The sequence below is a fragment of the Mycobacterium sp. genome (assembly GCF_036273375.1).
Classification (GTDB): Bacteria; Actinomycetota; Actinomycetes; order Mycobacteriales; family Mycobacteriaceae; genus Mycobacterium.
In genome coordinates this window covers 17,466-43,180 of record NZ_DASUHS010000034.1, presented here as the reverse complement: position 1 = coordinate 43,180, position 25,715 = coordinate 17,466, and the positions used below count along the sequence as shown (strand labels likewise).

General features: G+C 64.6%; 26 protein-coding genes and 1 pseudogene. 15 read left to right on the top strand and 12 right to left on the bottom strand.

Features of this window, described 5'->3' with window-relative positions:
- Positions 1-41 precede the first annotated feature (41 nt).
- Positions 42-809 (bottom strand): SDR family oxidoreductase, encoded by a 768-nt coding sequence (locus VFW69_RS03855; RefSeq protein ID WP_526498344.1) that lies wholly within the window; start codon positions 807-809, stop codon positions 42-44.
- 169 nt (positions 810-978) lie between these two features.
- Here VFW69_RS03855 and VFW69_RS03850 point away from each other — a divergent pair, with 169 nt between their 5' ends.
- From VFW69_RS03850 to VFW69_RS03805, 10 genes and pseudogenes are all read left to right on the top strand, one after another.
- Positions 979-1,785, top strand: a complete 807-nt coding sequence (locus VFW69_RS03850; RefSeq protein WP_526498342.1) for an SDR family NAD(P)-dependent oxidoreductase — start codon at positions 979-981, stop codon at positions 1,783-1,785.
- Positions 1,786-1,915: 130 nt separating this feature from the next.
- Entirely contained in the window at positions 1,916-2,581 is a 666-nt protein-coding gene (locus VFW69_RS03845; protein ID WP_526498340.1) for a TetR/AcrR family transcriptional regulator, read from the top strand.
- A gap of 11 nt (positions 2,582-2,592) precedes the next feature.
- Positions 2,593-2,787: a ferredoxin gene (locus tag VFW69_RS03840; protein WP_526498338.1), complete on the top strand. Its 195-nt coding sequence runs from the start codon at positions 2,593-2,595 to the stop codon at positions 2,785-2,787.
- Between the two features lie 5 nt (positions 2,788-2,792).
- Positions 2,793-4,037 (top strand): cytochrome P450, encoded by a 1,245-nt coding sequence (locus VFW69_RS03835; RefSeq protein ID WP_526498336.1) that lies wholly within the window; start codon positions 2,793-2,795, stop codon positions 4,035-4,037.
- A gap of 153 nt (positions 4,038-4,190) precedes the next feature.
- The gene (locus VFW69_RS03830; RefSeq protein ID WP_526498334.1) at positions 4,191-5,252 is read left to right on the top strand and encodes an amidohydrolase family protein; all 1,062 of its coding nucleotides are present in this window, start codon (positions 4,191-4,193) and stop codon (positions 5,250-5,252) included.
- On the top strand, positions 5,252-6,496 hold the full coding sequence (locus tag VFW69_RS03825; protein WP_526498332.1) for a M24 family metallopeptidase: 1,245 nt from the start codon (positions 5,252-5,254) through the stop codon (positions 6,494-6,496). Before VFW69_RS03830 ends, VFW69_RS03825 begins: the two co-directional genes overlap by 1 nt.
- Entirely contained in the window at positions 6,486-7,613 is a 1,128-nt protein-coding gene (locus tag VFW69_RS03820) for a M24 family metallopeptidase (RefSeq protein WP_526498330.1), read from the top strand. The genes VFW69_RS03825 and VFW69_RS03820 overlap by 11 nt, the downstream gene beginning before the upstream one ends.
- A 2-nt stretch (positions 7,614-7,615) precedes the next feature.
- On the top strand, positions 7,616-8,248 hold the full coding sequence (locus tag VFW69_RS03815; RefSeq protein ID WP_526498328.1) for an enoyl-CoA hydratase/isomerase family protein: 633 nt from the start codon (positions 7,616-7,618) through the stop codon (positions 8,246-8,248).
- Positions 8,248-10,677: a CaiB/BaiF CoA transferase family protein gene (locus VFW69_RS03810; protein WP_526498327.1), complete on the top strand. Its 2,430-nt coding sequence runs from the start codon at positions 8,248-8,250 to the stop codon at positions 10,675-10,677. The genes VFW69_RS03815 and VFW69_RS03810 overlap by 1 nt, the downstream gene beginning before the upstream one ends.
- A gap of 6 nt (positions 10,678-10,683) precedes the next feature.
- Positions 10,684-11,492 (top strand): annotated as a pseudogene (locus VFW69_RS03805) (SDR family NAD(P)-dependent oxidoreductase).
- On the opposite strand, the gene VFW69_RS03800 reads toward VFW69_RS03805, so the two are convergent.
- Complete coding sequence (locus VFW69_RS03800) at positions 11,489-12,328, bottom strand: SDR family NAD(P)-dependent oxidoreductase (RefSeq protein WP_526498325.1); 840 nt, start codon at positions 12,326-12,328, stop codon at positions 11,489-11,491. The pseudogene VFW69_RS03805 and the gene VFW69_RS03800 overlap by 4 nt on opposite strands.
- A gap of 85 nt (positions 12,329-12,413) precedes the next feature.
- Between VFW69_RS03800 and VFW69_RS03795 the strand changes: the two genes are divergently transcribed.
- Together VFW69_RS03795 and VFW69_RS03790 are read left to right on the top strand one after the other, a co-directional pair.
- A complete protein-coding gene (locus VFW69_RS03795; RefSeq protein WP_526498323.1) occupies positions 12,414-12,905 on the top strand; it encodes a MarR family winged helix-turn-helix transcriptional regulator in 492 nt (163 codons plus the stop codon).
- Positions 12,906-12,925: 20 nt separating this feature from the next.
- A complete protein-coding gene (locus tag VFW69_RS03790) occupies positions 12,926-13,342 on the top strand; it encodes a DUF5313 family protein (RefSeq protein ID WP_526498321.1) in 417 nt (138 codons plus the stop codon).
- A 3-nt stretch (positions 13,343-13,345) separates the two neighbouring features.
- Here the strand turns inward: VFW69_RS03790 and VFW69_RS03785 are convergent, their stop codons facing one another.
- Together VFW69_RS03785 and VFW69_RS03780 are read right to left on the bottom strand one after the other, a co-directional pair.
- The gene (locus VFW69_RS03785; protein WP_526498319.1) at positions 13,346-14,194 is read right to left on the bottom strand and encodes a mycofactocin-coupled SDR family oxidoreductase; all 849 of its coding nucleotides are present in this window, start codon (positions 14,192-14,194) and stop codon (positions 13,346-13,348) included.
- A 238-nt stretch (positions 14,195-14,432) separates the two neighbouring features.
- Positions 14,433-15,083 carry a TetR/AcrR family transcriptional regulator gene (locus VFW69_RS03780; RefSeq protein ID WP_526498317.1) on the bottom strand — a complete coding sequence of 217 codons (651 nt, stop codon included), beginning with the start codon at positions 15,081-15,083 and terminating at the stop codon, positions 14,433-14,435.
- A 242-nt stretch (positions 15,084-15,325) separates the two neighbouring features.
- Here VFW69_RS03780 and VFW69_RS03775 point away from each other — a divergent pair, with 242 nt between their 5' ends.
- On the top strand, positions 15,326-16,501 hold the full coding sequence (locus VFW69_RS03775) for an acyl-CoA dehydrogenase family protein (RefSeq protein ID WP_526498315.1): 1,176 nt from the start codon (positions 15,326-15,328) through the stop codon (positions 16,499-16,501).
- Positions 16,502-16,509: 8 nt separating this feature from the next.
- Here the strand turns inward: VFW69_RS03775 and VFW69_RS03770 are convergent, their stop codons facing one another.
- From VFW69_RS03770 to VFW69_RS03735, 8 genes are all read right to left on the bottom strand, one after another.
- Positions 16,510-16,779 (bottom strand): DUF4190 domain-containing protein, encoded by a 270-nt coding sequence (locus VFW69_RS03770; protein ID WP_526498313.1) that lies wholly within the window; start codon positions 16,777-16,779, stop codon positions 16,510-16,512.
- A 173-nt stretch (positions 16,780-16,952) separates the two neighbouring features.
- Positions 16,953-17,783 (bottom strand): acyl-CoA dehydrogenase family protein, encoded by an 831-nt coding sequence (locus VFW69_RS03765; RefSeq protein ID WP_526498311.1) that lies wholly within the window; start codon positions 17,781-17,783, stop codon positions 16,953-16,955.
- 3 nt (positions 17,784-17,786) lie between these two features.
- Positions 17,787-18,884 carry an acyl-CoA dehydrogenase family protein gene (locus VFW69_RS03760; RefSeq protein WP_526498309.1) on the bottom strand — a complete coding sequence of 366 codons (1,098 nt, stop codon included), beginning with the start codon at positions 18,882-18,884 and terminating at the stop codon, positions 17,787-17,789.
- Between the two features lie 18 nt (positions 18,885-18,902).
- A complete protein-coding gene (locus VFW69_RS03755) occupies positions 18,903-19,358 on the bottom strand; it encodes a nuclear transport factor 2 family protein (RefSeq protein ID WP_526498307.1) in 456 nt (151 codons plus the stop codon).
- Entirely contained in the window at positions 19,330-20,556 is a 1,227-nt protein-coding gene (locus VFW69_RS03750) for a metal-dependent hydrolase family protein (protein WP_526498305.1), read from the bottom strand. Before VFW69_RS03750 ends, VFW69_RS03755 begins: the two co-directional genes overlap by 29 nt.
- 3 nt (positions 20,557-20,559) lie before the next feature.
- On the bottom strand, positions 20,560-20,883 hold the full coding sequence (locus VFW69_RS03745; protein ID WP_526498303.1) for a hypothetical protein: 324 nt from the start codon (positions 20,881-20,883) through the stop codon (positions 20,560-20,562).
- Positions 20,867-22,144, bottom strand: a complete 1,278-nt coding sequence (locus VFW69_RS03740; RefSeq protein ID WP_526498301.1) for an aromatic ring-hydroxylating oxygenase subunit alpha — start codon at positions 22,142-22,144, stop codon at positions 20,867-20,869. The genes VFW69_RS03745 and VFW69_RS03740 overlap by 17 nt, the downstream gene beginning before the upstream one ends.
- A gap of 14 nt (positions 22,145-22,158) precedes the next feature.
- Positions 22,159-22,707, bottom strand: a complete 549-nt coding sequence (locus tag VFW69_RS03735) for a carboxymuconolactone decarboxylase family protein (protein ID WP_526498299.1) — start codon at positions 22,705-22,707, stop codon at positions 22,159-22,161.
- Between the two features lie 386 nt (positions 22,708-23,093).
- On the opposite strand from VFW69_RS03735, the gene VFW69_RS03730 reads away from it, so the two are divergent.
- Both VFW69_RS03730 and VFW69_RS03725 read left to right on the top strand, forming a co-directional pair.
- Positions 23,094-24,392 carry an amidohydrolase family protein gene (locus VFW69_RS03730; protein ID WP_526498297.1) on the top strand — a complete coding sequence of 433 codons (1,299 nt, stop codon included), beginning with the start codon at positions 23,094-23,096 and terminating at the stop codon, positions 24,390-24,392.
- A gap of 70 nt (positions 24,393-24,462) precedes the next feature.
- Positions 24,463-25,629, top strand: coding sequence for an acyl-CoA dehydrogenase family protein (locus VFW69_RS03725; protein WP_526498374.1), 1,167 nt, complete (start codon positions 24,463-24,465; stop codon positions 25,627-25,629).
- The last annotated feature ends 86 nt before the right edge of the window (positions 25,630-25,715 follow it).

Genomic DNA, 25,715 nt, shown 5'->3' with positions numbered 1-25,715 from the left:
GGACCGAGCCGTGCTCTATCGGAGTCTTCGCCGAAGAGCTCTTATTGGGCACCGCTCGGTGCCTGCGCAGCCATCCAGTCGCTGAAGGTGGTGGGGTAGACGGCCACTTCTTCGCCGTCGGTGGGAACGATGCTGCGGTCGTCGAGCACGGCACCGTAATAGCGGGCATCATTATCCGTCACCACCGTGCGCGCATCACCCGTCGCCGCCAACCGGGTCCGGATGAAATCGTCCATACCATGCTTTTCGGGACCGGCGATATTGATCACCCCGTTGACCGGATCGCCCGTCGCCGCACGGGTGACCGCAAGGGCGACGTCCGCGGCGGCAATGGGCTGGAACGCACCGTGCGGGGCACGAACCGTATCACCCTCGGTGAACGAATCAGCAATGCCGTCAACGAATTCGAAGAACTGAGTTGCCCGCACGACCGAATACGACGATCCCGATTCCACGATCACTTTTTCCTGCGCGACTTTGGCTCGCATGTAGCCACTTTCGGCCGCCCGGTCGGCGCCCACGATCGACAGGGCGACATGATGCTGCACGCCCGCGGCCCGCTCCGCGTCTAGCAGGTTGCCGGTAGAGGTGGTGAAGAAGTTCAGGACGTCGTCGTCGGCCCAGGACGGCGAGTTGGACACGTCCACAACCGTGTGGACTCCGGCCATCGCTTCGGCAACACCTTCGCCGGTCACGGAATTGACGCCCGTCCTTGGCGATGCCGGAACCGCAACGTGTCCCAGCTCGGTGAGATTGGCGACGACCTGTGACCCGATCAGCCCGCTGCCACCGATTACCAACACCTTCATGATCACGCCTTTCAAGTTTCCCGACGAACTGGCTTTCTCAGCATGGCCTAGACGTCGGCGGGCCGGAACCCCGATAGCGCTTGGTCATAGCGATCTCGGAGGACTTCGCCCGCGGTGTCGTTAAATCAATTGCTTGACTTAACGCGGCATGCGCCGATTAACTCGTCGTGTGGTTAACGAATTGGACGGCAAGGTCGCCATCGTCACCGGCGCGGCGTCCGGTATCGGCCGCGGTCTCGCGGAGCGCTTTGTGGCCGAGGGCGCGCAGGTCGTCATCGCCGATGTCGAGACCGATCGCGGCGAGGCGCTGGCGAAGTCGCTCGGCGCCAACGCCGTCTTCCGGCAGACCGACGTCTCCGACCCCGAACAGGTGGGAGCGCTGGTATCCGGTGCCGTCGAGAAGTTCGGCGGCCTGCACGTCATGGTGAACAATGCCGGGATTTCCAGCCCGCTGCGCAAGTTGCTGGACGACGACCTCAGCGATTTCCACCGTGTGATGGGGGTCAACGTGCTCGGCGTGATGGCTGGAACCCGAGATGCCGCGCGGCACATGGCCGAACACGGGGGCGGGTCGATCATTAACATCACCTCGATCGGCGGCATCCAGGCCGGCGGCGGCGTGATGATCTATCGCGCGTCCAAAGCGGCCGTCATTCAGTTCACCAAGGCCGCGGCAATTGAGCTGGCTTACCACGAGGTTCGGGTGAACGCCATCGCGCCCGGCAACATACCGACGCCGATCTTGGGAAAGTCGGGGACCGGCATGGACCCCGAACAGCTGAGGCAGTTCGAGGCGCGGATCCGCGAGACGATGCGGGAGGATCGGCCGCTGAAGCGCGAGGGCACTCCCGATGACGTCGCCGAGGCGGCGCTGTATTTCGCGACCGACCGTTCGCGCTACGTCACCGGAACCGTGCTGCCGGTCGACGGCGGGACCGTGGCGGGCAAGCCGATCCGATCCAAGAAGCACGGCTGACATCGCCGAAAGGCTCCGGCGCGACGATGCAGCACGCTCGGCTTACGCACGGCTGCGGCCGCAGCGCAAACCAGAGCCCAATTTAAATCAATCGCTTGACTTAAACTCTGACACGAGGTTGACTGATCCAATGACCACCGCCGGCCGGACCGTTCGCACCGAGCGGGCCAGTTCCACCCAGGAGGCGATCCTGGTGGCGGCCGAGCGCCTGTACGCCGAGCACGGCATGTTCGCGGTGTCCAACCGGCAGGTCAGCGAGGCCGCCGGCCAGGGCAACAACGCCGCCGTCGGTTATCACTTCGGCACCAAGGCCGACCTGGTGCGGGCGATCGAGCACAAGCACCGCGGACCCGTCGAGCAGCTCCGCGAGCAGATGGTGTCCGACCTGCTGGCCTCGGGCGGGTCCGACGAATTGCGGTCCTGGGTGGCCTGTTTGGTGCGCCCGCTCACCGACCACCTGGAGCAGCTCGGAAACCCGACCTGGTACGCGCGCTTCGCTGCCCAGGCCATGACAGATCCGGCCTACTACAACATCGTCGTCAAAGGCGCGCTCAGCTCGCCGTCGCTGGTGCAAGTCGTCGACGGCTTCAACCGCTGCCTGCCCAACCTGCCGGCGGAGGTGCACTTCGAACGCAACATCATGGCCCGAAACCTGTTGATGCACACCTGTGCCGACCGTGAACGCGCTTTTGCCACAGGCGCACTGGCGTCCCACCGTTCATGGCGGGCTGCGGCATCCGGGCTCATCGACGCGGTCGTGGGCCTGTGGTTGGCGCCCGTGACGGCGTACGAGTGAAGGACTCGCGGATGAAGGTGACTGTCGACCAAGATGTTTGCGCCTCTTCGGGGAACTGCGTGATGAATGCTCCCGAAGTGTTCGATCAGCGCGATGACGACGGCGTCGTCGTCCTCCTCAACCCCAATCCACCACCCGAGCGGGCCGATGGCGCGCGGCGGGCGGCGGCTGCGTGCCCCGCGCTGGCCATCCACCTCGAGGAGTGAAAAAGATGACAGACACACTGACGAGCACTGCAACTGCGCAGACCTCCGATATCCCGGACTACCCAATGGCCAGGGAGCCGCGCTGCCCGTTCGCCCCGCCACCGGATGTCATGGCACTAGCGCAAGCCAGGCCGCTGTCGAGGGTCCGGATCTGGGACGGCAGCACGCCGTGGCTCATCACCGGCTACGAGCAAGTGCGCGAGCTGTTTTCGGATTCCCGGGTCAGCGTCGACGACCGGCAGCCCGGATTCCCGCACTGGAACGAAGGCATGCTGTCCACGGTGCACAAGCGCCCGCGGTCGGTTTTCACCGCCGACGGTGATGAGCACACCCGGTTCCGGCGCATGTTGTCGAAGCCCTTCACGTTCAAGCGCGTCGAAAATCTGCGCCCGACCATCCAGCAGATTACGGACGACCACATCGACGCGATTCTCGCCGGACCGCAGCCCGCCGACATCGTCACCGCTCTGGCCCTGCCGGTGCCCTCGCTGGTGATCAGCCAGCTGCTGGGAGTGCCCTACGAAGACGCCGACATGTTCCAGCACCACGCCAACGTCGGGCTCGCGCGTTACGCCACCGGTGAGGACACCGTCAAAGGCGCGATGAGCCTGCACAAATACCTTGCCCAGCTGGTCGAGGCCAAGATGGAGAATCCGGCCGAGGACGCTGTTTCCGACCTCGCCGAGCGGGTCAAGGCCGGCGAGCTCAGCGTGAAAGAGGCCGCCCAGCTGGGCACCGGCCTGCTGATCGCCGGGCATGAGACCACCTCCAACATGATCGGGCTCGGTGTGCTCGCCCTGCTCGAAAACCCCGACCAGCTGGCCGTCATCCGCGATGCCGAAGACCCGAAAGTCCTCGCCGGTGCGGTGGAGGAGTTGTTGCGTTATCTCAGCATCATTCAAAACGGCCAACGCCGCGTCGCGCTCGACGACATCCACATCGCCGGTGAGACGATCCGTGCCGGCGAGGGAATCATCATCGATCTGGCCCCGGCCAACTGGGATTCGGACGCGTTTGCCGAACCGGACCGGCTGTACCTGCATCGCTCGGGCGCCGACCGCAACGTCGCGTTCGGCTACGGCCGGCATCAGTGCGTGGGACAGCAGCTGGCCCGCGCCGAACTGCAGATCGTGTTCCACACCCTGGCCCGGCGCATCCCCACCCTGCAACTCGCCGTTCCGATCGAGGAGGTTCCGTTCAAGGACGACCGACTCGCCTACGGCGTCTACGAACTGCCGGTGACCTGGTAGCCCAGCTCGCTACTTTTTAAAATTGCGGATCCGAATGGAGGGTCAATGATGACGACTCGAACAAGCACGCTTTACCCGCCCGGAGGTTATGGCGCTCCGAAGGATCGACGTGGGCACGCAGCGGGAAGCGATGTCGGTTTGCCGCAGGGGACCGTGGTCTTCTCGGCAGACAACCACATCTCGCTGGCGGATGACATCTTCTATCAACGCTTTCCGGACGACCTGAAGGAAAAGGCGCCGCGGATCTGGTACGAGGACGGTGCCTACCAAGTCGGACGCAAGGGACAGTCCTTCCTGCCGGGCGACTTCAGCGCCGTGCTGATGCAGTACGACGATCTTCCCGGTGCCGCGAGCACCAACATCGAGGCCCGGATCCAAGAGCTGCACGACGACTGCGTCGAGAAGGAACTGGCGTTCCCCAACGCGGTGCTGGCGCTGTTTCACTACCCGGACAAGCAGCTTCGCGAGCTCGCCTTCCGCATCTACAACGAATACATCGCCGAGCTCCAAGAACGTTCGAACGGCCACTTCTACGGCGCCGGGTTGATCAACTGGTGGGACCCGCAGGGCACCAGGAAGACTCTGGAAGAGCTCAAGTCGTTGGGGCTGAAGACCTTCTTGATGCCGCTGAATCCCGGCAAGGGTGACGACGGCAACCCGATCGACTACTCCAGCATTGCCATGAGGCCGGTGTGGGACGAGATCGAGGCCGCGGGTCTTCCGGTCGCGCATCACATCGGGGAGACGCCGCCGAAAAGCCCGACCGAGTTCAACAGCGTCGTGGTCGGCATGATGATCAATATCGACGGATTCCGGGAGACGTTCTCCAAGTACATCTTCGGCGGAATTCTCGACGACCATCCCGGGTTGCGGATCGGCTGGTTCGAGGGCGGCATCTCCTGGGTGCCGTGGGCGCTGCAGGACGCCGAGCACTTGGTCGCCTCCTACCAGCACATGTTCAACCGGCCGCTGCAGCATGACGTCCGCCACTACTGGGACACCCACATGAGCGCGTCGTTCATGGTCGACCCACTGGGCCTGCAGCTGATCGACCAAATCGGGGTGGACAAGGTGATGTGGTCCAGCGACTATCCGCACAACGAAAGCACTTTCGGCTATTCCGAGAAATCGCTGAAAGCCGTCGTCGACGCGGTGGGTCCGGAGAACGCGGTGAAGATCGTCAGCGACAACGTCACGAAGTTTCTGGGTCTGTAGTGACGACGTTCGCGCAACTGGACGCCAACACCGGCGACGGACTGCTGATACCCGAAACAGCAGACCTGACCCGCCTGCGCCGCGAGACGGGGGCCCGGCTGCGTTCGGCGATGACCGAGCGCGGCGTCGACGCGATGATCCTGCTGGGCAACAACGCGGTGGTCTATGCCACCGGTGCGAGCTGGCCACTCGGAGACGCCGGATTGTCCTACGTCGAACGGCCGGTGGCCGTGGTGCTCGCCGACGACGAATTTCCGCACCTGTTTTTGCCCTTCCGGGAGGGAGCCTCGCAGGAAGCGGACTTGCCCGTCGATCACTTGCACGGGCCCGTCTATCTCGAATTCGACGAGGGCGTCGAACATTTCGCGCGTCAGCTGGCCGATCTCATTCCTGCCACGGCGGTCGTCGCGGTCGACGAGCTCACCGGCGCCATGTCGCGCTCCACGAAGCTCCTGTTCCCGGGCGGTGCGCCCGTTGACGCCGGGGCCATCGTCAGCGCCGCCAAGTCGGTGAAAACGCCGGACGAATTGTCTTGCATGCGCACCGCAATCCGGATCACCGACGAGGCGATGGTCGAGGTGCAGAAGCGCCTGGCGCCCGGCATCCGTCAGATCGATTTGTCGGCAAGCTTTTTGCGCCGCGCTTTCGAACTGGGCGCCACGGCCAGCATGCTCGAGCCGATCTGGCAGGTGATGCCGCCGAGTAAGGCGGAGGGAGTGTGGACCACGCACGGCGATTTGGCGCTGCCGCTCCTGACCACCGAGCGCGAGCTGGGCGAAGGTGACGTGCTGTGGACCGACGTCAGCATCACCTATCAGGGCTACTGCTCCGACTTCGGGCGCACCTGGATCGTCGGCCGGGATCCGTCCCCGCGTCAGCAGGCGCAGTTCGACAAATGGTTCGGGATCATGAGCGCGGTTCTCGGCGTCGCCAAGGCCGGTGCCACCGCGGCGGATCTGGGCCGCGCCGCCATCAAGGCCAACGGCGGCACCAAGCCGTGGCTGCCACACTTCTACCTCGGCCATGGAATCGGCGTCAACGCGGCCGAAATGCCAATGATTGGAACCGATCTCGGGCAGGAGTTCGACGAGAATTTCGTCCTGCAATCCGGGATGGTGCTGGTTCTGGAACCCGTGGTGTGGGAGGACGGCACCGGCGGCTACCGCAGCGAAGAGGTCTTGGTGATTACCGAGGAAGGCTGGATCCGTTTGACCGACTACCCCTATGACCCCTATGGCAACTGAAGTCCTGCCCGACGAGCGCACGCTGCGCTTCGGGCGCCGCCGGCGGGCGCTGGCCCAGATGGCGGCACATGATCTCGACGTACTGGTCCTCGGCCGGCAAGCCAATGTCCGTTACGTCACCGGGGCTCCGCAACTGTGGGTCGCCGGCACCCGGCCGTTCGGCCCGACCTGCGTGCTGGTGCGTGAGACCGGCGCCGTGCACCTCCTCAGCACCTGGGACGAGGGCGTTCCCGATGACATCCCGCACGAGAACCTCTACGGCATCTCGTGGAACCCGATGAACACGATGGCGGCGCTGCAGCGCATCGACGGCGCGGCAACCGCACGGCGCGTCGGAACCGACGCGCTATCCCCAGTTTTCGCGCAACTCCTACCGACAGCGTTTCCCAACGCGCGGCTGGTCGACGGCGAGCTGGCCATGCGGGCCGCGCGCCGCATCAAGACGGACGAGGAGATCGCCGCGCTGCGGGAATCCGTCGCGGTGGCCGAGTCGGCGCTGGCGGCAGCGGTTTCCGAACTGCGGCCAGGGATTACCGAACAGGCGCTGGCCGGCGTCTTGTTAGAGGCCTCCGCGGCCGGCGGTGTGAGCACGCCGTCGAATCAAGATGTCGCATGGGTGACGTCACGCAAGCACCCGTGGCGGCGCGCCCACGGCGACGGGCGTATCCAGGACGGCGATCTCGTGGCGTTCTCCGCCGGGGTGCTCGCGGGAGGCTACGTCGGCGAAGTGGGCCGGACCTGGCCCGCCGACAACCGGCGTGCGCCCAGCGGCGAGGCGGCCCTGCATGCGCGTTGGGACCGCTTGTGGGACAAGCTGATCACCGCCTGCCGGCCCGGTGCGGGAGCGGACGAACTGCTCGCCGCCTACGAGGCCGCGGGTGAGCCCGAGCCACCGATGCCGGTGGCCCGCGGCCTGGGCATGGGGTTCGACCCGCCCGTCATTTCCAAGCACTTGCCTACCACCGCGGCCGAGGAACGCCTGGAGCCGGGAATGGCGCTGGCCGTGACGGGCTACGTGTGGGAAGAAGGAGTCGGCGCGGTATTCGGACGAGAAGCGGTCCTGATCACCGCGGACGGCGCCGAAGTGCTTACCGCGAGCCCGTTCTGGCAGTCCTAGCCATGCCCGAGCCCTCCGAGCCGGCGGCCGAAGAGATCATTCGGTACCAGAAAGACGCCACGACGCGGATCGCGACGATCACGTTCGACCGGCCGGACTGTCTCAATGCGCCGACCATCTCCAGCGACGATGCACTGTTCGGGCATCCGTCATTTCGGTACTACGGCTGGGGTCCACGCATGTGGTGGTGGGCGCAGACCATGGGCATCCGGAAGTTTCAGGAAATGGTGTTCACCGGGCGGTCTTTCACCGCCGCCGAGATGTATGACTGCAACTTCCTCAACAGCGTGGTGCCGCGGGATGAACTCGAGGCAGAGGTGGAGAAATACGCGCTGGCCTGCGCCAGTAACCGACCCACCGACACGGTCTTCATGCAGAAGGTCTTCTTCGAGATCATGAAGCAGTTCCAGGGTGAATACCTGGGCAGCATGCTCAGCGGCGTCTTCGAGTCGATGGGCGCCAGCGTGCGCCCGGACGTCGGCGACGAGTTGATGCTCGACGACGCGATGAAGCGGGGCCTGGGCGATGCTGTCAAGGACAACGACGATAAGTTCCCCGCCGAATGGCGGCTGAGCAAGAAAGCCCGCAAGAAGGCGCGTGCCGACAAGGACCCCAAAGCGAAGCGAAAGAAATAGTGACGCGACACCGCGTCGAAGCGCCACTACTCGGCTATACCGTCGTCGACCTGTCCACCGGTATAGCCGGCGCCTACTGCACCAAGTTGCTCGCCGACGGCGGCGCCGACGTCGTGAAAGTCGAATCGCCAGAGGGTGATCCGCTGCGCCGGTGGTCGGCTTCGGGCGCCACCATCCCGGCCGGCGGAGACGGCGCCCTGTTCAGCTTCCTGGCCGGGGCAAAACACAGCGTCGTGGCCGATCCCGCCGGCGACGACGATACCGAGCTGGTGAACCGGCTGCTGGCCTCCGCCGACGCGGTGGTGTGGTCGGCCGGCTCGAAAGTGGCCGAGCACTCGGACTTTACGCCGCACGCCATCCACGGCCGCCACCCGCATCTCACCGTCACCTCAATCACCCCCTTCGGGCTGGAAGGTCCCTGGCGAGACCGCCCGGCTACCGAATTCACTCTGCAGGCGTGGTCGGGCGGAATCGTCGGGCTCGGCCGCGGCGAGCAGGAACGTCCACCCGTCTTCGTCGGCGGTCAGGTCGGCGAATATCTGGCCGGCGTCTACGCAAGCGCGGCCACTCTGGTGTCCCGATGGCGTCGAATCGACGGCGGCGCAGGCGAACTGCTGGATCTCTCGATGCTAGAGGCACAGATTCTCTGCCTCACCTATTACCCGGTTACCTATTTCGAGGTGCTCGGCCGGCCGTGGCGAGACATGCGACGGCCGACGATTCCGGGAGTGGCTCAGGCCCAAGATGGCCTGGTGGATCTCGGCTGCGGGACCGCGCAGCAATGGTTCGACCTGTGCGCGATGGTCGGTCATCCGGAGTGGATCGATGAGGAATCGCCGCTGTCGATCACCGAGCAGGCCAACATCCACGCCGACGAGATCTTCTCCTGGCTGGCCGGCATCCCGGTCGACGAAATCCGGGAACTGGCCTCGGCATTCCGTATTCCCAACGCGCCGGTCGCCAACGGCGCCAACGTCGCATCCTTCGATCAGTTCGTGGAACGTGATTCATTTGTGCGTAATCCGCGCGACGGGTTCCAGCAGCCGAGTCACCCATATCGGATGCGACCCGCGCAGTTGCGCCCGCCGCAGCCGGCGCCGCGGCTGGGAGAGCACACCGAGTACTACCGCGCCGCGGACCTTCCGGCGCGACCGGCGCCGGCCGGTGTGGCGAAAGCTCTGCCCCTGAGCGGGCTTCGGGTCTTGGACATGACGACCTTCTGGGCGGGACCCTGCTGTACCCATTCGTTGGCCTTGCTCGGTGCCGAGGTCGTCCACGTCGAATCGACCCGCCGCCCGGATGGCACACGGATGATCGCCGGCATACCGATCAGCGAGGACCAGTGGTGGGAGAAGTCGCCGATCTTCGAGGCCCTCAACACCAACAAGAAAAGCCTGACTCTTGACCTGCAGAGTCCGCGCGGTCGCGAATTGCTGCGCGAGCTCATCGCGACGGTCGATGTGATCGTGGAGAACTTCACGCCGCGAGTGCTGGACCAGATCGGGCTGGATTTCGCCACCGTTCAATCGATTCGGCCGGACACGGTGATGGTGCGGATGCCCGGGTTCGGTCTCCAAGGCCCGTGGCGTGACAACCCGGCATTCGCCTACGTCATCGAATCCGCTTCCGGTGTGAGTTGGCTTACCGGCTACCCGGATCGCACGCCGTATGACCCCTATTCGATCGGTGATCCGAACGCCGGTGTGCACGCGCTCAACGCGATATTGCTCGCACTCGAGCACCGGCGCCGCACAGGCGAAGGCGTATTCGTCGAAGCGGCGATGGTCGACGCCGCACTCAGCATCTCCGCCGAGCAGGTCATCGAGTACTCGGCATACGGCGCCCTGCTGGAGCGCGTCGGCAATCGGGGGCCGACCGCCGCGCCGCAGAACCTCTACCTCAGCGCCGACATCGACGAATTCGGCCGGCTCGATTGCTGGGTCGCCATCGCGGTCGCCACCGACGACCAGTGGGACGGTTTGGGCCGAGCCCTCGAATCGCCCTCCTGGGCAACCGATCCCGGGCTCTCGACCGAAGCCGGCCGGCGCACACACCAGGAGTCCATCGATGAGCGACTCGCTGCCTGGTGCGGCCACCGCAGTCGCGACGAGATTGTCGAGACCCTGTGGGATGCCGGCGTGCCGGTGGCCAAAGTCATGCAACCGCATCGTCAAACTGAACTGGAGCAGTTGGCGTTCCGGGATTTCTTCGAAGAGGTCGACCATCCGGTCAACGGTCCGGCTAGGCTCAGCACCGTGCCGATGAGGTTCTCAGCCGGGCCCCACAAGTTCCACACCGAGCATGCGCCGCTGCTGGGGCAGCACAATTATGAGCTGCTATCCGGGCTGGGTTTGTCCGATTCGGACATCGCCGGCCTGGAATCCGACGGCGTGATCGGCCGCGCACCGGCCACGCGCGCGAGGAGTTGATCGACCATGGCAATCGATCCCTCGAATATTCTGCTTACCGGCCGGGTCGCGGTGGTGACGGGTGGGGGAGCGGGCATCGGGCGAGGTATCGCGGCCGGGATGGGGCATTCGGTGCTCGGGTGGCGATCTGGGAGCGCGACCGGCAGACCTGTGCGCAGGCAGCCGAATCCATTGGCGCCCTTGGGATTGTCACCGATGTTCGGGACAGCGATCAGTTGGACGCCGCGTTGCAGCGGACCACCGCCGAACTCGGCACGCCCACGATTCTGGTCAACAATGCCGGCGGTGTGTTCTCCTCGCCGTTGCTGGATACCAGCGAAAACGGCTGGGAAGCACTGTATAAGGCGAACCTGCGACACGTGCTGCTCTGCACGCAGCGAGTAGCCCGGCAGTTGGTGACCGCCGGCGTCGGCGGCAGCATCATTTCGTTGACGTCGATCGAGGGCGCGCGCGCCGCGCCGGGCTACGCGGCCTACGCGCCGGCCAAGGCCGGCGTCATCAACTACACCAAATCCGCGGCGCTGGAATTGGCGTCAGACGGCATCCGGCTCAACGCGATAGCACCCGACATCACCCTCACCGAAGGCCTGACCGCGCTCAACAGCGACGCCGCGACGAGCGCCATGGGCGATATCGTGCCGCTCGGACGCCCCGGTCATGTCGACGAAATCGCCGGCACCGCAGTGTTTCTGGCTTCCGACATGTCGGTCTATCTCACGGGGCAGACGCTACACGTCGACGGCGGCACCAACGCCGCCGGCGGCTGGTACCACGATCCGCGGACCGGGGACTACCGGCTGGGCCCGTCCGGTTAGTGTTTCCACCCTTCGGCGGCCTGGTCGTCGAAGGTGCGATCGATGCGCTCAAACCTGCGCTTGACCGAGGCCCGGGCCGCCTCGTGCGGCAGGATATACAAGCGGTTGGCCAGAATCGCGTCGGCGGTGAGCCGCGCTACGCCATCGACCGACACTGTGTCATCCTGCGTCGGCGGGAGCTGTCCGAATCCACTCGTCAGGTCGGGCGCTGACGCGAGCCCGTCATCCGCGCCGCGAATTCGTTCCGAGTTCGCGACCAACCCGGTCTCGATGACCATCGGACAGAGCACCGAGACGCCGATGCCGTTGTCCTTGACTTCCCGGGCAAGCGTCTCGGCCAGTCCGACGACCCCATACTTGGCAACGCCGTACGCCCCGAGTCCGGCGTTGGGCACCAGCCCGGCAAAGGAAGCGGTGAAGGCGATGTGGCCGCCGCTGCCCTGCTCGATCAACCTCGGCACGAACGCCTCGACGGCATGGATCGAACCCCACAGATCGATGTCGATCACCCAGCGCCAGTCCTCGTGCGTCATCGCCGCGAGCGGACCCGCGACGACGATGCCGGCGTTGCTGAACACGACATCGACCTGACCCAGCAGCCGGAAGCACTCATCCGCCAGGTGAACCATCTGATCGAGGTGCCGCACGTCGCACGCCACTCCGTGCGCGTCGAACCCCTCGGCTTTCAGTTGCGCGACGGCCCGTTCCAACGCGGACTGATCGACGTCGGCCAGCACCAGGCGGGCGCCGCGGCGGGCGAATTCGGTGGCGGTGGCCAAACCGATCCCACTCGCACCGCCGGTGATGACTGCGCCGCGTCCCTCGAAATCGTCCATAGATTCCGAGCGTATTACTCGCGCCGGGGACGCTGTGAGAGACATCATGTGGATAGTGGCCTAACTATTAGGGCACCATACAAGTATGGCCGCCCCCACCGCGCGTGACATCGATCCGTTAGCCCTCGAACACCAGGTGTGTTTCGCGCTGACGACGACCAACCGGGCGGTCTTGGCGGTGTATCGGCCCCTCTTGGAGCCGCTCGGCCTGACCCATCCGCAATATCTGGTGATGCTGGCACTGTGGGATCACCGCAAGGCCCCCGCGGCGGACCAGTTCCCGCTGTCGGTCAAGCAGATCGCCGCCGCGTTGCAGATGGATTCCGCCACGCTGTCGCCCATGCTGAAGCGCTTGGAGGGGCAGGGGCTGATCACCCGCGCCAAGAATGCTGGCGACGAGCGCACCACCGACGTGATGCTCACGCAGCGCGGAATCACCTTGCGGGAGCGAGCACTTGAGATTCCGCCCGCCGTCGTCGCACGGCTGGGGGTCGAGCTGGCCGAACTCGAGAACCTACATCAGGTCCTCACCCGCATCAACGCCGCCGCCGTGGCGGCCGGCGCATTGCAATCCTGACATCACCCTGAGGAGCCCCCATGCCCGACGCGAAACCCAATCTCTGGCAGCGGATCGGCTATTCCTACGGCCGGCGACTGCCCGACTCGATGCGCACCTGGGTGGCACGAGACCTGGCCGGGGAGGGGGCCGTCCGCCGGCACATGATCAGGTGGGCCATCCCACCCCTGCTGGTCCTTGCTCCATTCTGGCTGCTGCCCGCCTCGCTCTACGTGCACACGGAGATGACCGCGCCGCTGTACATCTGGGCTCTGCTGATAACGCTTGCCCTGAACAAGGTTTGGCGGCGGCACCGGCTGGCAGTCCATGGACTGGACCCGAATTTGGTCGACGCGATCGCCCGCCGGAAGCAGGCGCGGATGCACGAGGACTACGTCGCCCGCTACGGGCCGCGACCCGAATCGGCCGACTGGCAGTCGAATAGCAGCCCCTTCTGACGGCTACTTCAGGCAGCTACCCGCATCGATGGGTAGGGTCACGCCGGTGACGTAGCGAGACTCGTCGGAGGCGAAGAACAGCACCGCGTTGCTGATGTCGATCGGGTCGACCCAGGGAATCGGCAGTGTGTGGAACATCTGGCAGATCGGCGCCATGTCGTCGGGACCGGGGCTCTCCAGGTCGGGTCGGAACATCTTCCAGGTGCCCTCGTTCATGATCATCGGGGTGCTCACGTGCGTGGGGTGCACGGAGTTGACGCGAATCATGTGCTGCCCCAACTCGACTCCGAAGGCGCGCATCAGACCGACGACGCCATGCTTGGCAGCGACGTAGTGGCCGGTGTGTGGGTAGGCCTTGAGCCCGCCCACCGAGCTGGTCAGGATGATCGAGCCACCGCGGCCGCCGGACAGGATGTGCGGAACACCGGCCTTCACGCTCTTCCATACCCCGGACAGGTTGACGTCGATCATTTCCGTCCAGTCTTCTTCGCTGGTCTTGTCCAAAGTCTCGCCGCCGTTGCCGATTCCGGCGTTGGCCACGATGATGTCGAGCCGGCCGAGCTGCTCGACGCCGTTGTCCACCGCCGCCTTGAGCGCGTCGAAGTCGCGCACATCGACTTCGGCCGTGAAGATCCTGCGGTTGTGCCCCTTGACCAGGTCGGCGGTCTCGGCGAGGTCTTCGGGTGTCGACGCCGGGATCGCGGTGTCCACCACGCCCTCGCGGATCGGCTTGCAGATGTCGACAGCGATGATGTCGGCGCCCTCCTGGGCCAACCGCACCGCATGGCTGCGGCCCTGACCGCGTGCCGCTCCGGTGACGAAAGCGACCTTGCCCTCAACACGTCCGGTCATGGCTACCTCAACTCCTGACTTGATCTGATCGGCGCGCCTCAGCGGAGAACAAACGCGTTCGGAGGACCGCGGGCCTTGCCGCCCTTGAACTCTGTCATTGCGCCGTCACGGGTGTCAATGACGAATCCGTTTCGGCTATCTGTGGTTCTAGATATTAGAGAATCTCATTCTCACCGGCAAACGCCGTGCGCTATTTGCTCATCATGAGATGGAGAGGATCGCGCCGTCTTCGGGTGTGCTACGCGACGAATCCGCGTGAGCAGAAGTCCCACACCTCTTCGGCGGTGATGGGGTGCATCGTCGCGTCGTCGGGCCCGCCGCTGGATTGCGCGATGAACATGACGGTCTGCATGGCCATGGCGGCCACCCGCTTGGGATTGATGGTGTTGCGCAACTTGCCGGCATCGTGGGCCGCGTCCATCAGTTCTGTCAGCAACGCGAGCAACGGTGCATGAGCGACCTTGACCTCGGCCGGATGCGTCACCAGCAACCGAGGGGCAAAGTCGGTGAACAGCGGACGCTTGGCCGTCGGGTCTGGGCGCGATGCCTCGTACAGGAGCTGAACGGCGACCTGTAGCCGCTCCAACGGATCGGTTTGGCTCTCGGTGGCCGCGCGGATCTGGTCGGCCGATCGGCTCAGGGCATCCTCGAAGAGCGCCAGCAGCAACTCGTGCTTGCCGTCGAACTGCAGGTAGAAGCTGCGCAACGACTGGCGGGAGCGGTCCACGACCTCCTGCACGGTAAAGTCCGTGCTGCCCTTTTCGATGATGATGGCCTGGGCCGCGTCGAGAAAGCGCTGAACACGCTGCGCCGCACGCAATTTCGCCGTCTTGATGGACCTTTCGACGGCGCGCTGCTTCCAGGCCGGCTCTTCGCTTGGATTGGTCACGGCCGACTCAGGTGATTGCCGCGAGGGGAGAACATGGTTGGACTGTACCGGAGAACGCCGTGACATCGCTGCGCTCGACCCCCTCACGGATCACGTGTCGGAGATTGTAACTTTCTTACCACGAGAATAGTATTCTCTCAGACGTTTGTATGGAAGCTTAACCGCAAGAGCGAACCGCGTCGGCGGCGGAAACCTGGATCTACCGACGGCGCGGTGTGCTCAGGACCATCTCGGGAAGTGCTGTGCAGCTGACGTTTGACGCCGAGGTGGAGGCGTTCCGAGCCGAATTCGTGGCCTTCCTAGACGCACATCTGCCTTCCGAGGCCGAGGCGTTCGTGCGACCCCAGTCGAGTTCGGACATCCCGGAGTGGGCCCGCCGATGGCAGCGCTTGCTGTTCGACAGCGGATGGCTACAGCCCGGTAATCCGCCGGAGTTCGGCGGCCGCAACGCCACGCTGTTGCAGCAATACGTGTACCACGAAGAGCTGTCGCGGCGCCGCATCTATCAAAGCTTCAACCCGCAGGGTGTGGGCATCATCGCGGCGTCATTGCTGTCGTTCGGCACACCCGAGCAGAAGCAACGCTGGGCGGTGCCGATCCTGCGGGCGGAGATCACCGCGTCGCTGGGTATGAGCGAACCCGGCGCGGGCTCGGATCTCGCCTCGCTGAAGACGCGCGCGGTCCTTGACGGTGACCACTTCGTCGTCAACGGGCAGAAGGTGTGGACATCGGGCGCCCATCACGCCGATGTGTTGCTGACATTCGTGCGCACCGATCCGGACGCGCCAAAGCACAAGGGCATCAGCGCTTTGCTGATTCCGACCGCGACCCCCGGTGTGGTCCGCCGCCCGTTCGCCTCGGTGGGCGACATCGAAGACGTCGACTTCAACGAGGTCTTCTTCACCGACGCACGGGTGCCGGCCGAGAACTTGGTGGGCGAGCTCAACGCGGGCTGGCGCGTCGCGACTGGTTCGCTCGGCCATGAACGCGCGATGCTGTGGCTGGATTACGCAGACATGCTGCACGCGTTGACCGTCGAGTCCAGCCCCTCGGGTCCGGTGCAGCGGGATCACTACGCGACGATGGTGATGGATTTCTATGCGATGCGGCTGCTGGGGTCGGCGACGCTGGCCAAAGCCGCGCGCGGCGAAGAGGACGTCCCCGCTCAGTCGGTACTCAAGCTGCTCGGCTCGGAGGCCATGCAACGCGCCGGTGAGGATGTCCTCAACGCCAAGGACGGCGACGGACTGGCATTGCGTGCGGTCACCGCCCCGTTCGCGCCGCTCAACCTGGACAGCCACTACGGCAGCTGGTTCGACCGGTATACCCGCACCTTCGCCGCGACTATCGCCGGCGGTACGTCGGAAATCCAGCGCAACATCATCGCCGAACGCGTACTCGGGCTGCCGCGCAATTGATTTGCGCGTCAGTGCTTCCGGGCGTCCAACTGGGCGTAGTAGCCGATGGCGACGAGACCCGCCACTATCGCGATCGCCCCTAAAACCATGCCGGCCACGGCGGTTCGGGGATTGTTCGCCTCCCCGCGGCCAACCCTTCGCCGGGCGATGTCGCCCGTCACCACCGCCGCGATGCCAAAGGGCACACCAAGCAGCAACCAGCAGGTGAGGAGTCCGACCAGGCCCAGCAGTACCGAGGCGACGCCGAACTGGTTTTTTGGTGTGTCGGGGTGACTCATGCGTCCCATCCTGTTGGTGTCGGGACGAGTCTACGTGGACATACCACCCGCATGCCCTGATTGTCATCGCCGGTATTCAGCGAAATCGACGCTACCGTGCAGTCCACTCGAACTTTTGTGCGCTACCGTCGATCTCGGTTGATGATCCGCGTGGCCGCGCGGGGTGCGACCGGTTACAGCTGCGCGAGCCGTGGCGCAGAGCCGGCCGCCACCAACGCTTTTCCGGCCGCACGCGTCAATTCTCGAGAGCTGCCCAGCAGCCCGTCGAGAATCAGCGACCGCTTGATGTGGTGGTGCAGCGGATGCTCGGCGGTAAAGCCGATACCGCCCAGCACCTGCTGGCAGTGGCGTGCGGAGGTCAGCGCGGCCTGACCGGCCGCGGCCTTGGCCAGCAGGGAAGCCAGTCCCTGCGGGTCGTCGCATTCCGTCGCGGCATGCAGTGTGGCCTCGGCGCCCTCAATCGCGACGAGTGTCTCGGCCAGCCGGTGCCGGATCGCCTGGAACGAGCTGATGTGGCGGCCGAATTGAACACGGTCCACGGCGTGCTGACGAGCCTGTGACAGCATGGCGCGGCTGGTGCCGACCAGCCACCACCCCACGGCTCGCCAACCGGCATACAGCGCGGCTGAAGGCAACGGATCCTCCTGCGGCACACGGTGTATCGGCAGCAGTTCGTCGATCGCCGAGTCGGGGTGGTCGCGGCGTTCCCACAGCACCCAGGAGCCGCCGGCGAACGGCAGCGGCAAAACGCCCCCGGGCGCGTCGCCGCCCGCGCACAGCACCACGTCGTTGAGCACGGCTGCGTGCGCGCCGGTCTCACCGAGCAGTTTGAACACCAGAGGGATTGCAACATCGGGCATTTCGTCGAGCATGTCGCGCCAGCCGAGCTCGGTCAGCGCCGCATCAAGCTTGGCTCCAGAGGCGGCGCTCATCGTCGTCCGCAGCGACTCTGCCAGCAGCCGCAGCGATTCGGGGTCTGACTCGATGTCTGCCGAAGGGGCCACGGTTCACTCCTTCCCGAGATCGAGCAGCCGGCGGGCGATGATATTGCGCTGGATTTCGGCGGTGCCGCCGTAAATCGTCGCCGCGCGCGAGTACAGGTACTCCGAACGCCACGGCGTGTCCTCGAGCTCGAGCGTGCCCGGCAATACATCGCGGACGGTGTCGTAGAGCCGCTGCTCCGCGGAGGCAAGCAGCACCTTGTCGATAGAGGTGTCGGGCCCCAGTCGGGCCCCGTCGCGCATCCGGTGCTGAGTGGCACGCGACCGGCAGCGCAACGTGTGAAGCGCCAGATAAGCGCCGCCGAGCGCGGATTCGTCGGGCTCGCCGGCTTCGGATGCCGTCGTGATCAGATCGTCGAAACGCGAATAGAGGTAGGCGATCCGTTGCCAGAAGCAGGCGGAACGCTCATAGGGCAACAGGTCCATGGCCAGTCGCCAGCCGTCCCCGGGCTGGCCCAGCATCCGGTTGGCCGGAATCACCACGTCGTCGTAGTACACCTCACAGAATTCGTCGACGCCGTGCATCGTCCGCAGCGGACGCACGGTGATGCCCGGAGTGTCGAGATCGACGAAGAACGCGGTGATTCCGTCGTGCCCGGACGCGGTGCGGGTAAGCAGGACGCACCGGGTGGAGAACTGCGCGAAGCTGGTCCAGACCTTCTGCCCGTTGACGATCCAGTTGTCGCCATCCTGGACCGCCCGGGTCGTCAGCGATGCCAGATCACTGCCCGAACCCGGCTCGGAAAAGCCTTGGCACCATTGCTCTTCGCCGCTCAGCAGGCGCGGAACCATCTCCTTGGCGAGCTCCGCCGGCGCGTAGTCGATCATCGTGGGCGCGAGCACCTCGAGCATCGAATAGGGCCCGGGTTCGGCCAGGCGACGGCCCACGACCTCTTCGCCGACGATCGCGCGCAGCACGGCGGGACCGCCCAATCCACCCACCTCAACGGGCCAGCCGAACCGCATCCAATCGGCGTCGTAGAGCGCACGGCTGACCCGGGCGAACTGCCGCATGTGCCCCTGCAGCGAGTGGTCCGGCTCGGGGGTCAGATCGTTGTCGTCGAGCCACGCGCGCAGGTCGGCCCGGAACTGCTCGACATTCACTTCGATTGGTCGGCTCCTTTAAGTCGCTGCCTGGGCCGCATTGTCACCGGCGGGACGCCCGACGGCGTGCGGGCGTCCGGAGTCGTGCACTCCGCTGCGGCGGATAAAGGTCATGGCGCGGGTCTTCAGTCGCCACCCGTCGGCGGTTCGCACATAGGTGTCACGGTAGTAGCCGATCCGCATGTCGTGGGTGGCGTGATCGATGAAGCACAACGGTTGGGTGCCGCTGGCCGCATCCGCGTCCAGGTCGACCACCGCTGTTCCGGTGAGAAACAAGCCCTTTGGGGCCGCGGCCACCAATTCCGGGAATCGGCTCAGGCTGTAGGTTTCGCCGAAAGCGCTGTAGGTGCCGTCGGGCGTGAAGACGGCGACGAGGCCCTCGATGTCCGCCTGGGTGATGGTGACCGCGTAGCGTCCGAGCAGCTGCTGGATCTCGACCAGATCTTCAGTTCTGGTTGGCTGATCTGTTGACATAGACCTTGCCGCCTTTCATGACAAAGCTGACGTTGCGGGTAACGGTGATGTCTTCCAACGGGTTTCCCGGTACCGCGATGATATCGGCAAGCTGACCCGAGGCCAGCCGGCCCAGATCGGTCGAGTTGATCAGCTCGGCGGCGGTGATCGTGGCTGCTCGCAGCACTGCCAACGGCGGCAGGCCCCACTCGACAAGCGTGACAAGCTCGTCAGCGTTTTTGCCGTGCGGTATCGCGGGCGCATCGGTGCCGACGGCGATCTTCACCCCGGCCTCGTAGGCAGCCTTGATCGATGTCTTCGCCTTCGGGAACATCTCGGCGGCTTTGTCCTGTAACTCCTTCGGAGCGCGGGACACGTCCATCGCCTCGGCGAGTCTGCGAGTGGTCACCAGGAACCGGTCGTTGTCGACCAGCATCTGGATCGCCTCGTCGTCCATGAGGAACCCGTGTTCGATGCAGTCGATACCGCACGCGACCGCGTGCTTGACTGCTTCCGCTCCGTGGGTGTGCGCGGCGACGCGCAGCCCGCGCCGGTGCGCCTCGTCAACGATCGCGCACAGTTCCTCGTCCGAATAATGTTGTGCGCCAGCCTCACCGGTCAACGACATCACGCCGCCGGAAACGCACACCTTGATCAATTCGGCGCCGTGCTTGATCTGGTATCGCACGGCCTTGCGGATCTCGTCGATTCCGTTGGCGATGCCCTCTTCGACCGTGAGCTCGAGTGCGCCCGGCATGAATGCGGCGAACATCGTCGGGTCCAGGTGCCCACCGGTCGGTGTGATGGCGTGACCGGCCGGCACCACCCGCGGCCCGTCGATCCAGCCCGCGTCAATCGCCTTGCCCAGCGCGACATCCAGCAGGTAGCCGCCGGTCTTGACGAACAGGCCCAGGTTGCGCACGGTGGTGAAACCGGCGCGCAGCGTGCGCCGGGCGTTGCCTACCGCGCGCAGTACCCGCGTCGGCGGGTCGTCCTGCACCTGGGACAGCCCGGGCGTCTCGCCGCGCCCGCCCATCAGGAGGTTGACCTCCATGTCCATCAGGCCCGGCAACAGTATCTGGTCGCCGAGATCGATGATCTCGCCTTCGGGGTCGCCCCCGACGCCGACGATCCGATCGTCCTCGATCTTCAGAATGCCGGGCCGGAGGATCTCACCGGCGTCGACGTCGAGCAGCCCAGCGGCCTTGAGCGTCAGCACCGCTTAGATCACCGGCTCCCGCAGTACCTCAACCCACGCCGCGCCACTGTCGGGAACCCGCGGCTGCTTCCACGCCTCGATGGGGAACGACACCATGACCAGCGACTGCATCATGTGCATCAAAGCCTTCGCGTCATCCGGCAAGTCATCCAAGGAGAATTTGTCGCAGTACGCGATGACGTCGTTCAGCAACGGAAACGCGACGTCGTAGAACTCCTGCATCTGGTGCATCGTCGAGGCCAGCCGTTTGGCGTAGCGCTCGGGCTCGGTGGCCAGATCCCAATCCAAATAGGGCTCCAGAGCCGCGAATTCAGACGGTAACGCCATTGCGCTGGTGCTCCTTCACGTAGTCAGCGGTCGTCTTGTGTAGATGACGGATCAACACTTCCTGGTCGCAGAGCAAAAACTCCTTGACGGCCCGGGTGCCGATCATGGTCTGGGTCGCTTCCAGCGTGTTGGCGTCCTGCAGCGCGTACTCCTTGAACGTCACCGCAGCCAACTCCTGGGCCAGCCGTTCCCGCGCATTGCGCGGCGGCACGAAATACAGCGTGGACTCGAAGATGTGTTTGTCCACCGCGGTAGGCCAGTACTGATAGGTCAGGAACCAGCCCGGCTCCCAGATCAGCAGCATGAAGTTCGGGTAGAAGAGCCACGAGTCGATGCCCCACTGCGGCACCCTCTTCACGTTGACGCCCGGTGGCAGCTCGAGTTTTTCGATGATCTCCGGCTTGTCCCACGGGCCGAACAGACCGCTGCGCAACACCTGGTCCATCGGCTTGACCATCGACATGTCTGGCGGCGGTGCCTGACCACCCCAGGTTGACTGCAAGTTGTGCGGGCCGGCCAACTCGTAATGCAGCGCCTCGTAGCCGAACTTTTGGATCTTGGCGGCTTCTTCCTTGGTGTACTGCCCCTGGTGCAGGATCGGCGCGTGGTAGAACTCGACGAAGGCATCGATGAACAGCTTCCAGTTGCTGCCGACTTCGGCCCGGTAGGAGTAGGTCTCCGTCATCTCGCCGAACGGGTAGCCCTCGATGCTCTTGGCCAGCGGGCCGAGGTAGTCAATGAGCGGCGCTGCGTTGTCGTCGAAGTTGATGAAGATGAAGCCCTCCCACACCTCGCACCGGACGGATGCCAGGCCGAAGTTGCCCTTGTCGAGGTCGAAGAACTCTTCTTCCTGTTGGACGAAGGTCAGGTCACCGTCGAGGCTGTAGCGCCAAGCGTGGTACTTGCAGGTGAACTGTCGGCAGGTGCCGGAGGTCTCCTCGTTGGGAAAGTCGTTCCACACCAACTTGTTTCCACGGTGGCGACAGACGTTGTGGTACGCCTTGACCGACCCGTCCTTGGTCTTGGTGATGATCACCGACGTGCCCTTGCCGGCCGACGGCAGTTCTCTGGTGAAGTAGCTGCCGGTGCGGGGGAGGCGCTCGACACGGCCGACGTTCAGCCACGTCTTCCTGAAGACCGCGTCGCGTTCGGCTTCGAAGAAGGCCGGGTCGATCGAGTCGGTGTAGTCAACCGGCGCGGTCCCGAGGTCGGGGTAGTTTTCTGTCCAGCTGCCGGCGGCTGGCTTGGGGAAGTGCGGCAACGTTCTTGCTCCTCTTATTCGACGTTGTTAGCGGCTGTGGTGGCGTGTTCGAGCTGGATGCCAAAAGTGTTGAAGGCCATGGCCAGCAGGGCGTAGCAGCCGACCGTGAAGACGAAATCCATGCGCTGCTGGTCGTTGAGGCGCTCGCCCAGTGCCGCCCAAGTCTGGTCGGACAACTCCGACTTCTCATCAAGTTCATCGACGCCGGAGATCACCGCGCGGTCGAAAGCGTCGAATTCCTCGGCGCTGCCATCGCCGAATTGCTGCACCGCCGCGATCTGCTCGTCGGTGATCCCTTCGTCCTTGGCCATCCTGACATGGTGCGACCACTCGTATGCGCACTGACGACGATGAGCCACCCGCAGGATGGCCACTTCGCGGATGCGAGCCGGCAGCGTGGACGACGTCAACAGGTGGACATTGAATCGAAGAAACGCCTTGGCGAGCGCCGGGTGGTGAGCCAGCGTGGAAAGCGCGTTATTGGTGTCCGCTCCACGCATAGCCGAGAGTGCCTGCTGGGTAGCCTCGTCCCACTGGTCGGCTGGGAGCGGCTGCAAGCGCATCAGGAGTGTCCTCTCGGTGAAAGAGAATCAGATTCTCATTTGCAACTAACAGACTGGCACGAAACGCGCGCCCGGTCAATGCCGGCGTGCCGCGCGGCGCGAGTGGGGCGCCGCCTGGCTGACGCGGTCGGCCGGATGGCCTGAGGCTCGACCGGGCCCGCCGCACCGATATGTCACGCCGGGTTCTACCCACTGCGCTGCCGCTTGGCGGCGGGAAATCCGCCGGTCCGCTCGGCCGCTGGTCAGGCGGCTGTAGACGGCCGCAGCAACCTCTGGATGTTGATTCTCGTCTGGCGAGAAGATAGTTTTCATTTTAGTGATCTTGGCACGGGACAGCGATTCGCCGAGGCTGTAATCGATCCGATGGATCCGATGGAAGGAAGCTCATGAACAAAGAAGACATGATGCTGATCAGCGTCGACGACCACACCGTCGAGCCACCCAACATGTTCAAGAACCACCTGTCGAAGAAGTACCAGGACGACGCACCTCGGCTGGTGCACAACGATGACGGCTCGGACATGTGGAAGTTCCGCGACACGGTCATCCCGAACGTGGCATTGAACGCGGTCGCCGGCCGGCCGAAGGAGGAGTACGGCATCGAGCCGACGGGGCTCGACGAGATCCGGCCGGGTTGTTACAACGTCGACGAACGCGTCAAAGACATGAACGCCGGCGGCATCCTGGCGTCGATCTGCTTCCCGTCGTTCCCCGGCTTTGCCGGTCGGCTGTTCGCCACCGACGATCACGACTTCTCGATCGCGCTGGTGCAGGCCTACAACGACTGGCACATCGACGAGTGGTGCGGCGCCTATCCCGCGCGGTTCATCCCGATGGCGATCCCGGTGATCTGGGATGCCGAGGCGTGTGCCGCCGAGGTGCGCCGGGTAGCCAAGAAGGGCGTGCATGCGCTGACCTTCACCGAAAACCCGGCCGCGATGGGTTACCCGAGCTTCCACGACGAGTACTGGAACCCTCTGTGGAAAGCGTTGTGCGACACCAACACCGTGATGAACGTCCACATCGGGTCGTCGGGCCGGCTGGCGATCACCGCGCCGGACGCACCGATGGACGTGATGATCACGCTGCAACCGATGAACATCGTGCAGGCCGCCGCGGACCTCTTGTGGTCGCGGCCGATCAAGGAGTACCCGGACCTCAAGGTTGCGCTGTCCGAGGGTGGGACCGGTTGGATTCCCTACTTCTTGGAGCGCGCCGACCGCACCTACGAGATGCACTCCACCTGGACGCACCAGGACTTCAAGGGCAAGCTGCCCAGCGAGGTCTTTCGCGACCACTTCCTGACCTGCTTCATCAGCGACAAGGTCGGAGTGGCGCTGCGCAACATGATCGGCATCGACAACATCTGCTGGGAAGCCGACTACCCGCACAGCGACTCGATGTGGCCGGGTGCGCCAGAAGAGCTGTGGGATGTGTTATCCATCAACAACGTTCCCGACGACGAAATCAACAAGATGACCTACGAGAACGCCATGCGGTGGTACTCGTTCGACCCCTTCACGCACATTTCGCGCGAACAGGCCACCGTCGGTGCGCTGCGTAAGGCCGCCGAGGGGCACGACGTGTCCATAAAGGCGGCAGGCCACGATAAGGACAGCCGAGGCGGCTCGTCTTTTGCCGATTTCGCGGCTAATGCGAAAGCCCTTACCGGCAACAAGGATTGACACACCACCGGACGAATCCGCGCGCCGGTGCATTTCGATCGAAGGAGACTGAGCAGTGCCCGGCGCTGGAATGAACTTTGAGCTGACCGATGACCAGGAACTGATCCGTCGGTCAGTGGCGGAGCTGGCGCGGAAATTCGACGACCAGTATTGGATGGAAAAAGACCAGGCGCACGAATTCCCGACCGAGTTCTACCGCGCCATCGCCGATGGCGGCTGGCTGGGAATGACGATCCCCACCGAATACGGCGGTCACGGCCTCGGCATCACCGAAGCGACGATCCTGCTCGAGGAGGTCGCCAAATCGGGCGGTGCCATGAACGCTGCCAGCTCGATCCACCTTTCCATCTTCGGCATGCAGCCGGTCGTGGTGCACGGTTCCGATGAACTCAAGGCCCGAACGTTGCCCACCGTCGCGACCGGCGACGTCCACGTCTGCTTCGGCGTCACCGAACCCGGTGCCGGGCTTGACACTTCGCGCATCACTACGTTCGCCAAGCGCGACGGCGATCGCTACATCGTCAACGGTCGCAAGGTCTGGATCTCCAAGGCGATGGAATCCGACAAGATTCTGTTGCTTACCCGGACGCAAAGCTACGACGAGGTCACCAAGAAGACCGACGGGATGACGCTGTTCATCACCGATCTCGACCGCAGCCGGGTCGACATCCGCCCGATCCGCAAGATGGGCCGCAACGCCGTCAGCTCCAACGAATTGTTCATCGACAATCTCGAGGTGCCGGTCGAGGACCGAATCGGAGAGGAGGGCAAGGGCTTTCAGTACATCCTCGACGGCCTCAACCCGGAGCGGATGCTCATCGCGGCCGAGGCTCTCGGTATCGGACGGGTGGCGCTGGAAAAGGCGGTGAAATACGGCAACGAGCGCGAGGTCTTCGGCCGGCCCATCGGGATGAACCAGGGATTGCAGTTCCCGCTCGCCGATTCACTGGCCCGCCTCGATGCCGCCGAACTGATGCTGCGCAAGGCTACCTGGCTTTACGACAACGGCAAACCCTGTGGGCGCGAGGCCAATACGGCTAAGTATCTCTGCGCCGATGCCGGCTTCACCGCCGCGGACCGGGCGCTGCAAACTCACGGCGGCATGGGTTACGCCGAGGAGTACCACATCACGCGGTACTTCCGCGAGGCCCGGCTGATGAAGATCGCGCCAGTTAGCCAGGAGATGATTCTGAACTTCTTGGGAGCCAACGTCCTGAAGTTGCCGAGAAGCTACTAGGTCTAACGTCGAACGTGTAGTCACGGCGGATTTTTGGTGATTTTTTCGCCCTCAGTACACGCTCGGTGATGATGGGATAGTCGGGC

Coding starts and splice junctions, on each gene's coding strand:
- VFW69_RS03735 (WP_526498299.1), bottom strand. CDS start 22,707: ATGCGCTTGCAGCCGCTCCCAGCCGACCAGTGGGACGAGGCTACCCAG.
- VFW69_RS03820 (WP_526498330.1), top strand. CDS start 6,486: ATGGCAACTGAAGTCCTGCCCGACGAGCGCACGCTGCGCTTCGGGCGC.
- VFW69_RS03800 (WP_526498325.1), bottom strand. CDS start 12,328: ATGGACGATTTCGAGGGACGCGGCGCAGTCATCACCGGCGGTGCGAGT.
- VFW69_RS03755 (WP_526498307.1), bottom strand. CDS start 19,358: ATGTCAACAGATCAGCCAACCAGAACTGAAGATCTGGTCGAGATCCAG.
- VFW69_RS03845 (WP_526498340.1), top strand. CDS start 1,916: ATGACCACCGCCGGCCGGACCGTTCGCACCGAGCGGGCCAGTTCCACC.
- VFW69_RS03790 (WP_526498321.1), top strand. CDS start 12,926: ATGCCCGACGCGAAACCCAATCTCTGGCAGCGGATCGGCTATTCCTAC.
- VFW69_RS03795 (WP_526498323.1), top strand. CDS start 12,414: ATGGCCGCCCCCACCGCGCGTGACATCGATCCGTTAGCCCTCGAACAC.
- VFW69_RS03745 (WP_526498303.1), bottom strand. CDS start 20,883: ATGGCGTTACCGTCTGAATTCGCGGCTCTGGAGCCCTATTTGGATTGG.
- VFW69_RS03855 (WP_526498344.1), bottom strand. CDS start 809: ATGAAGGTGTTGGTAATCGGTGGCAGCGGGCTGATCGGGTCACAGGTC.
- VFW69_RS03785 (WP_526498319.1), bottom strand. CDS start 14,194: ATGACCGGACGTGTTGAGGGCAAGGTCGCTTTCGTCACCGGAGCGGCA.
- VFW69_RS03840 (WP_526498338.1), top strand. CDS start 2,593: ATGAAGGTGACTGTCGACCAAGATGTTTGCGCCTCTTCGGGGAACTGC.
- VFW69_RS03725 (WP_526498374.1), top strand. CDS start 24,463: ATGAACTTTGAGCTGACCGATGACCAGGAACTGATCCGTCGGTCAGTG.
- VFW69_RS03835 (WP_526498336.1), top strand. CDS start 2,793: ATGACAGACACACTGACGAGCACTGCAACTGCGCAGACCTCCGATATC.
- VFW69_RS03815 (WP_526498328.1), top strand. CDS start 7,616: ATGCCCGAGCCCTCCGAGCCGGCGGCCGAAGAGATCATTCGGTACCAG.
- VFW69_RS03770 (WP_526498313.1), bottom strand. CDS start 16,779: ATGAGTCACCCCGACACACCAAAAAACCAGTTCGGCGTCGCCTCGGTA.
- VFW69_RS03730 (WP_526498297.1), top strand. CDS start 23,094: ATGAACAAAGAAGACATGATGCTGATCAGCGTCGACGACCACACCGTC.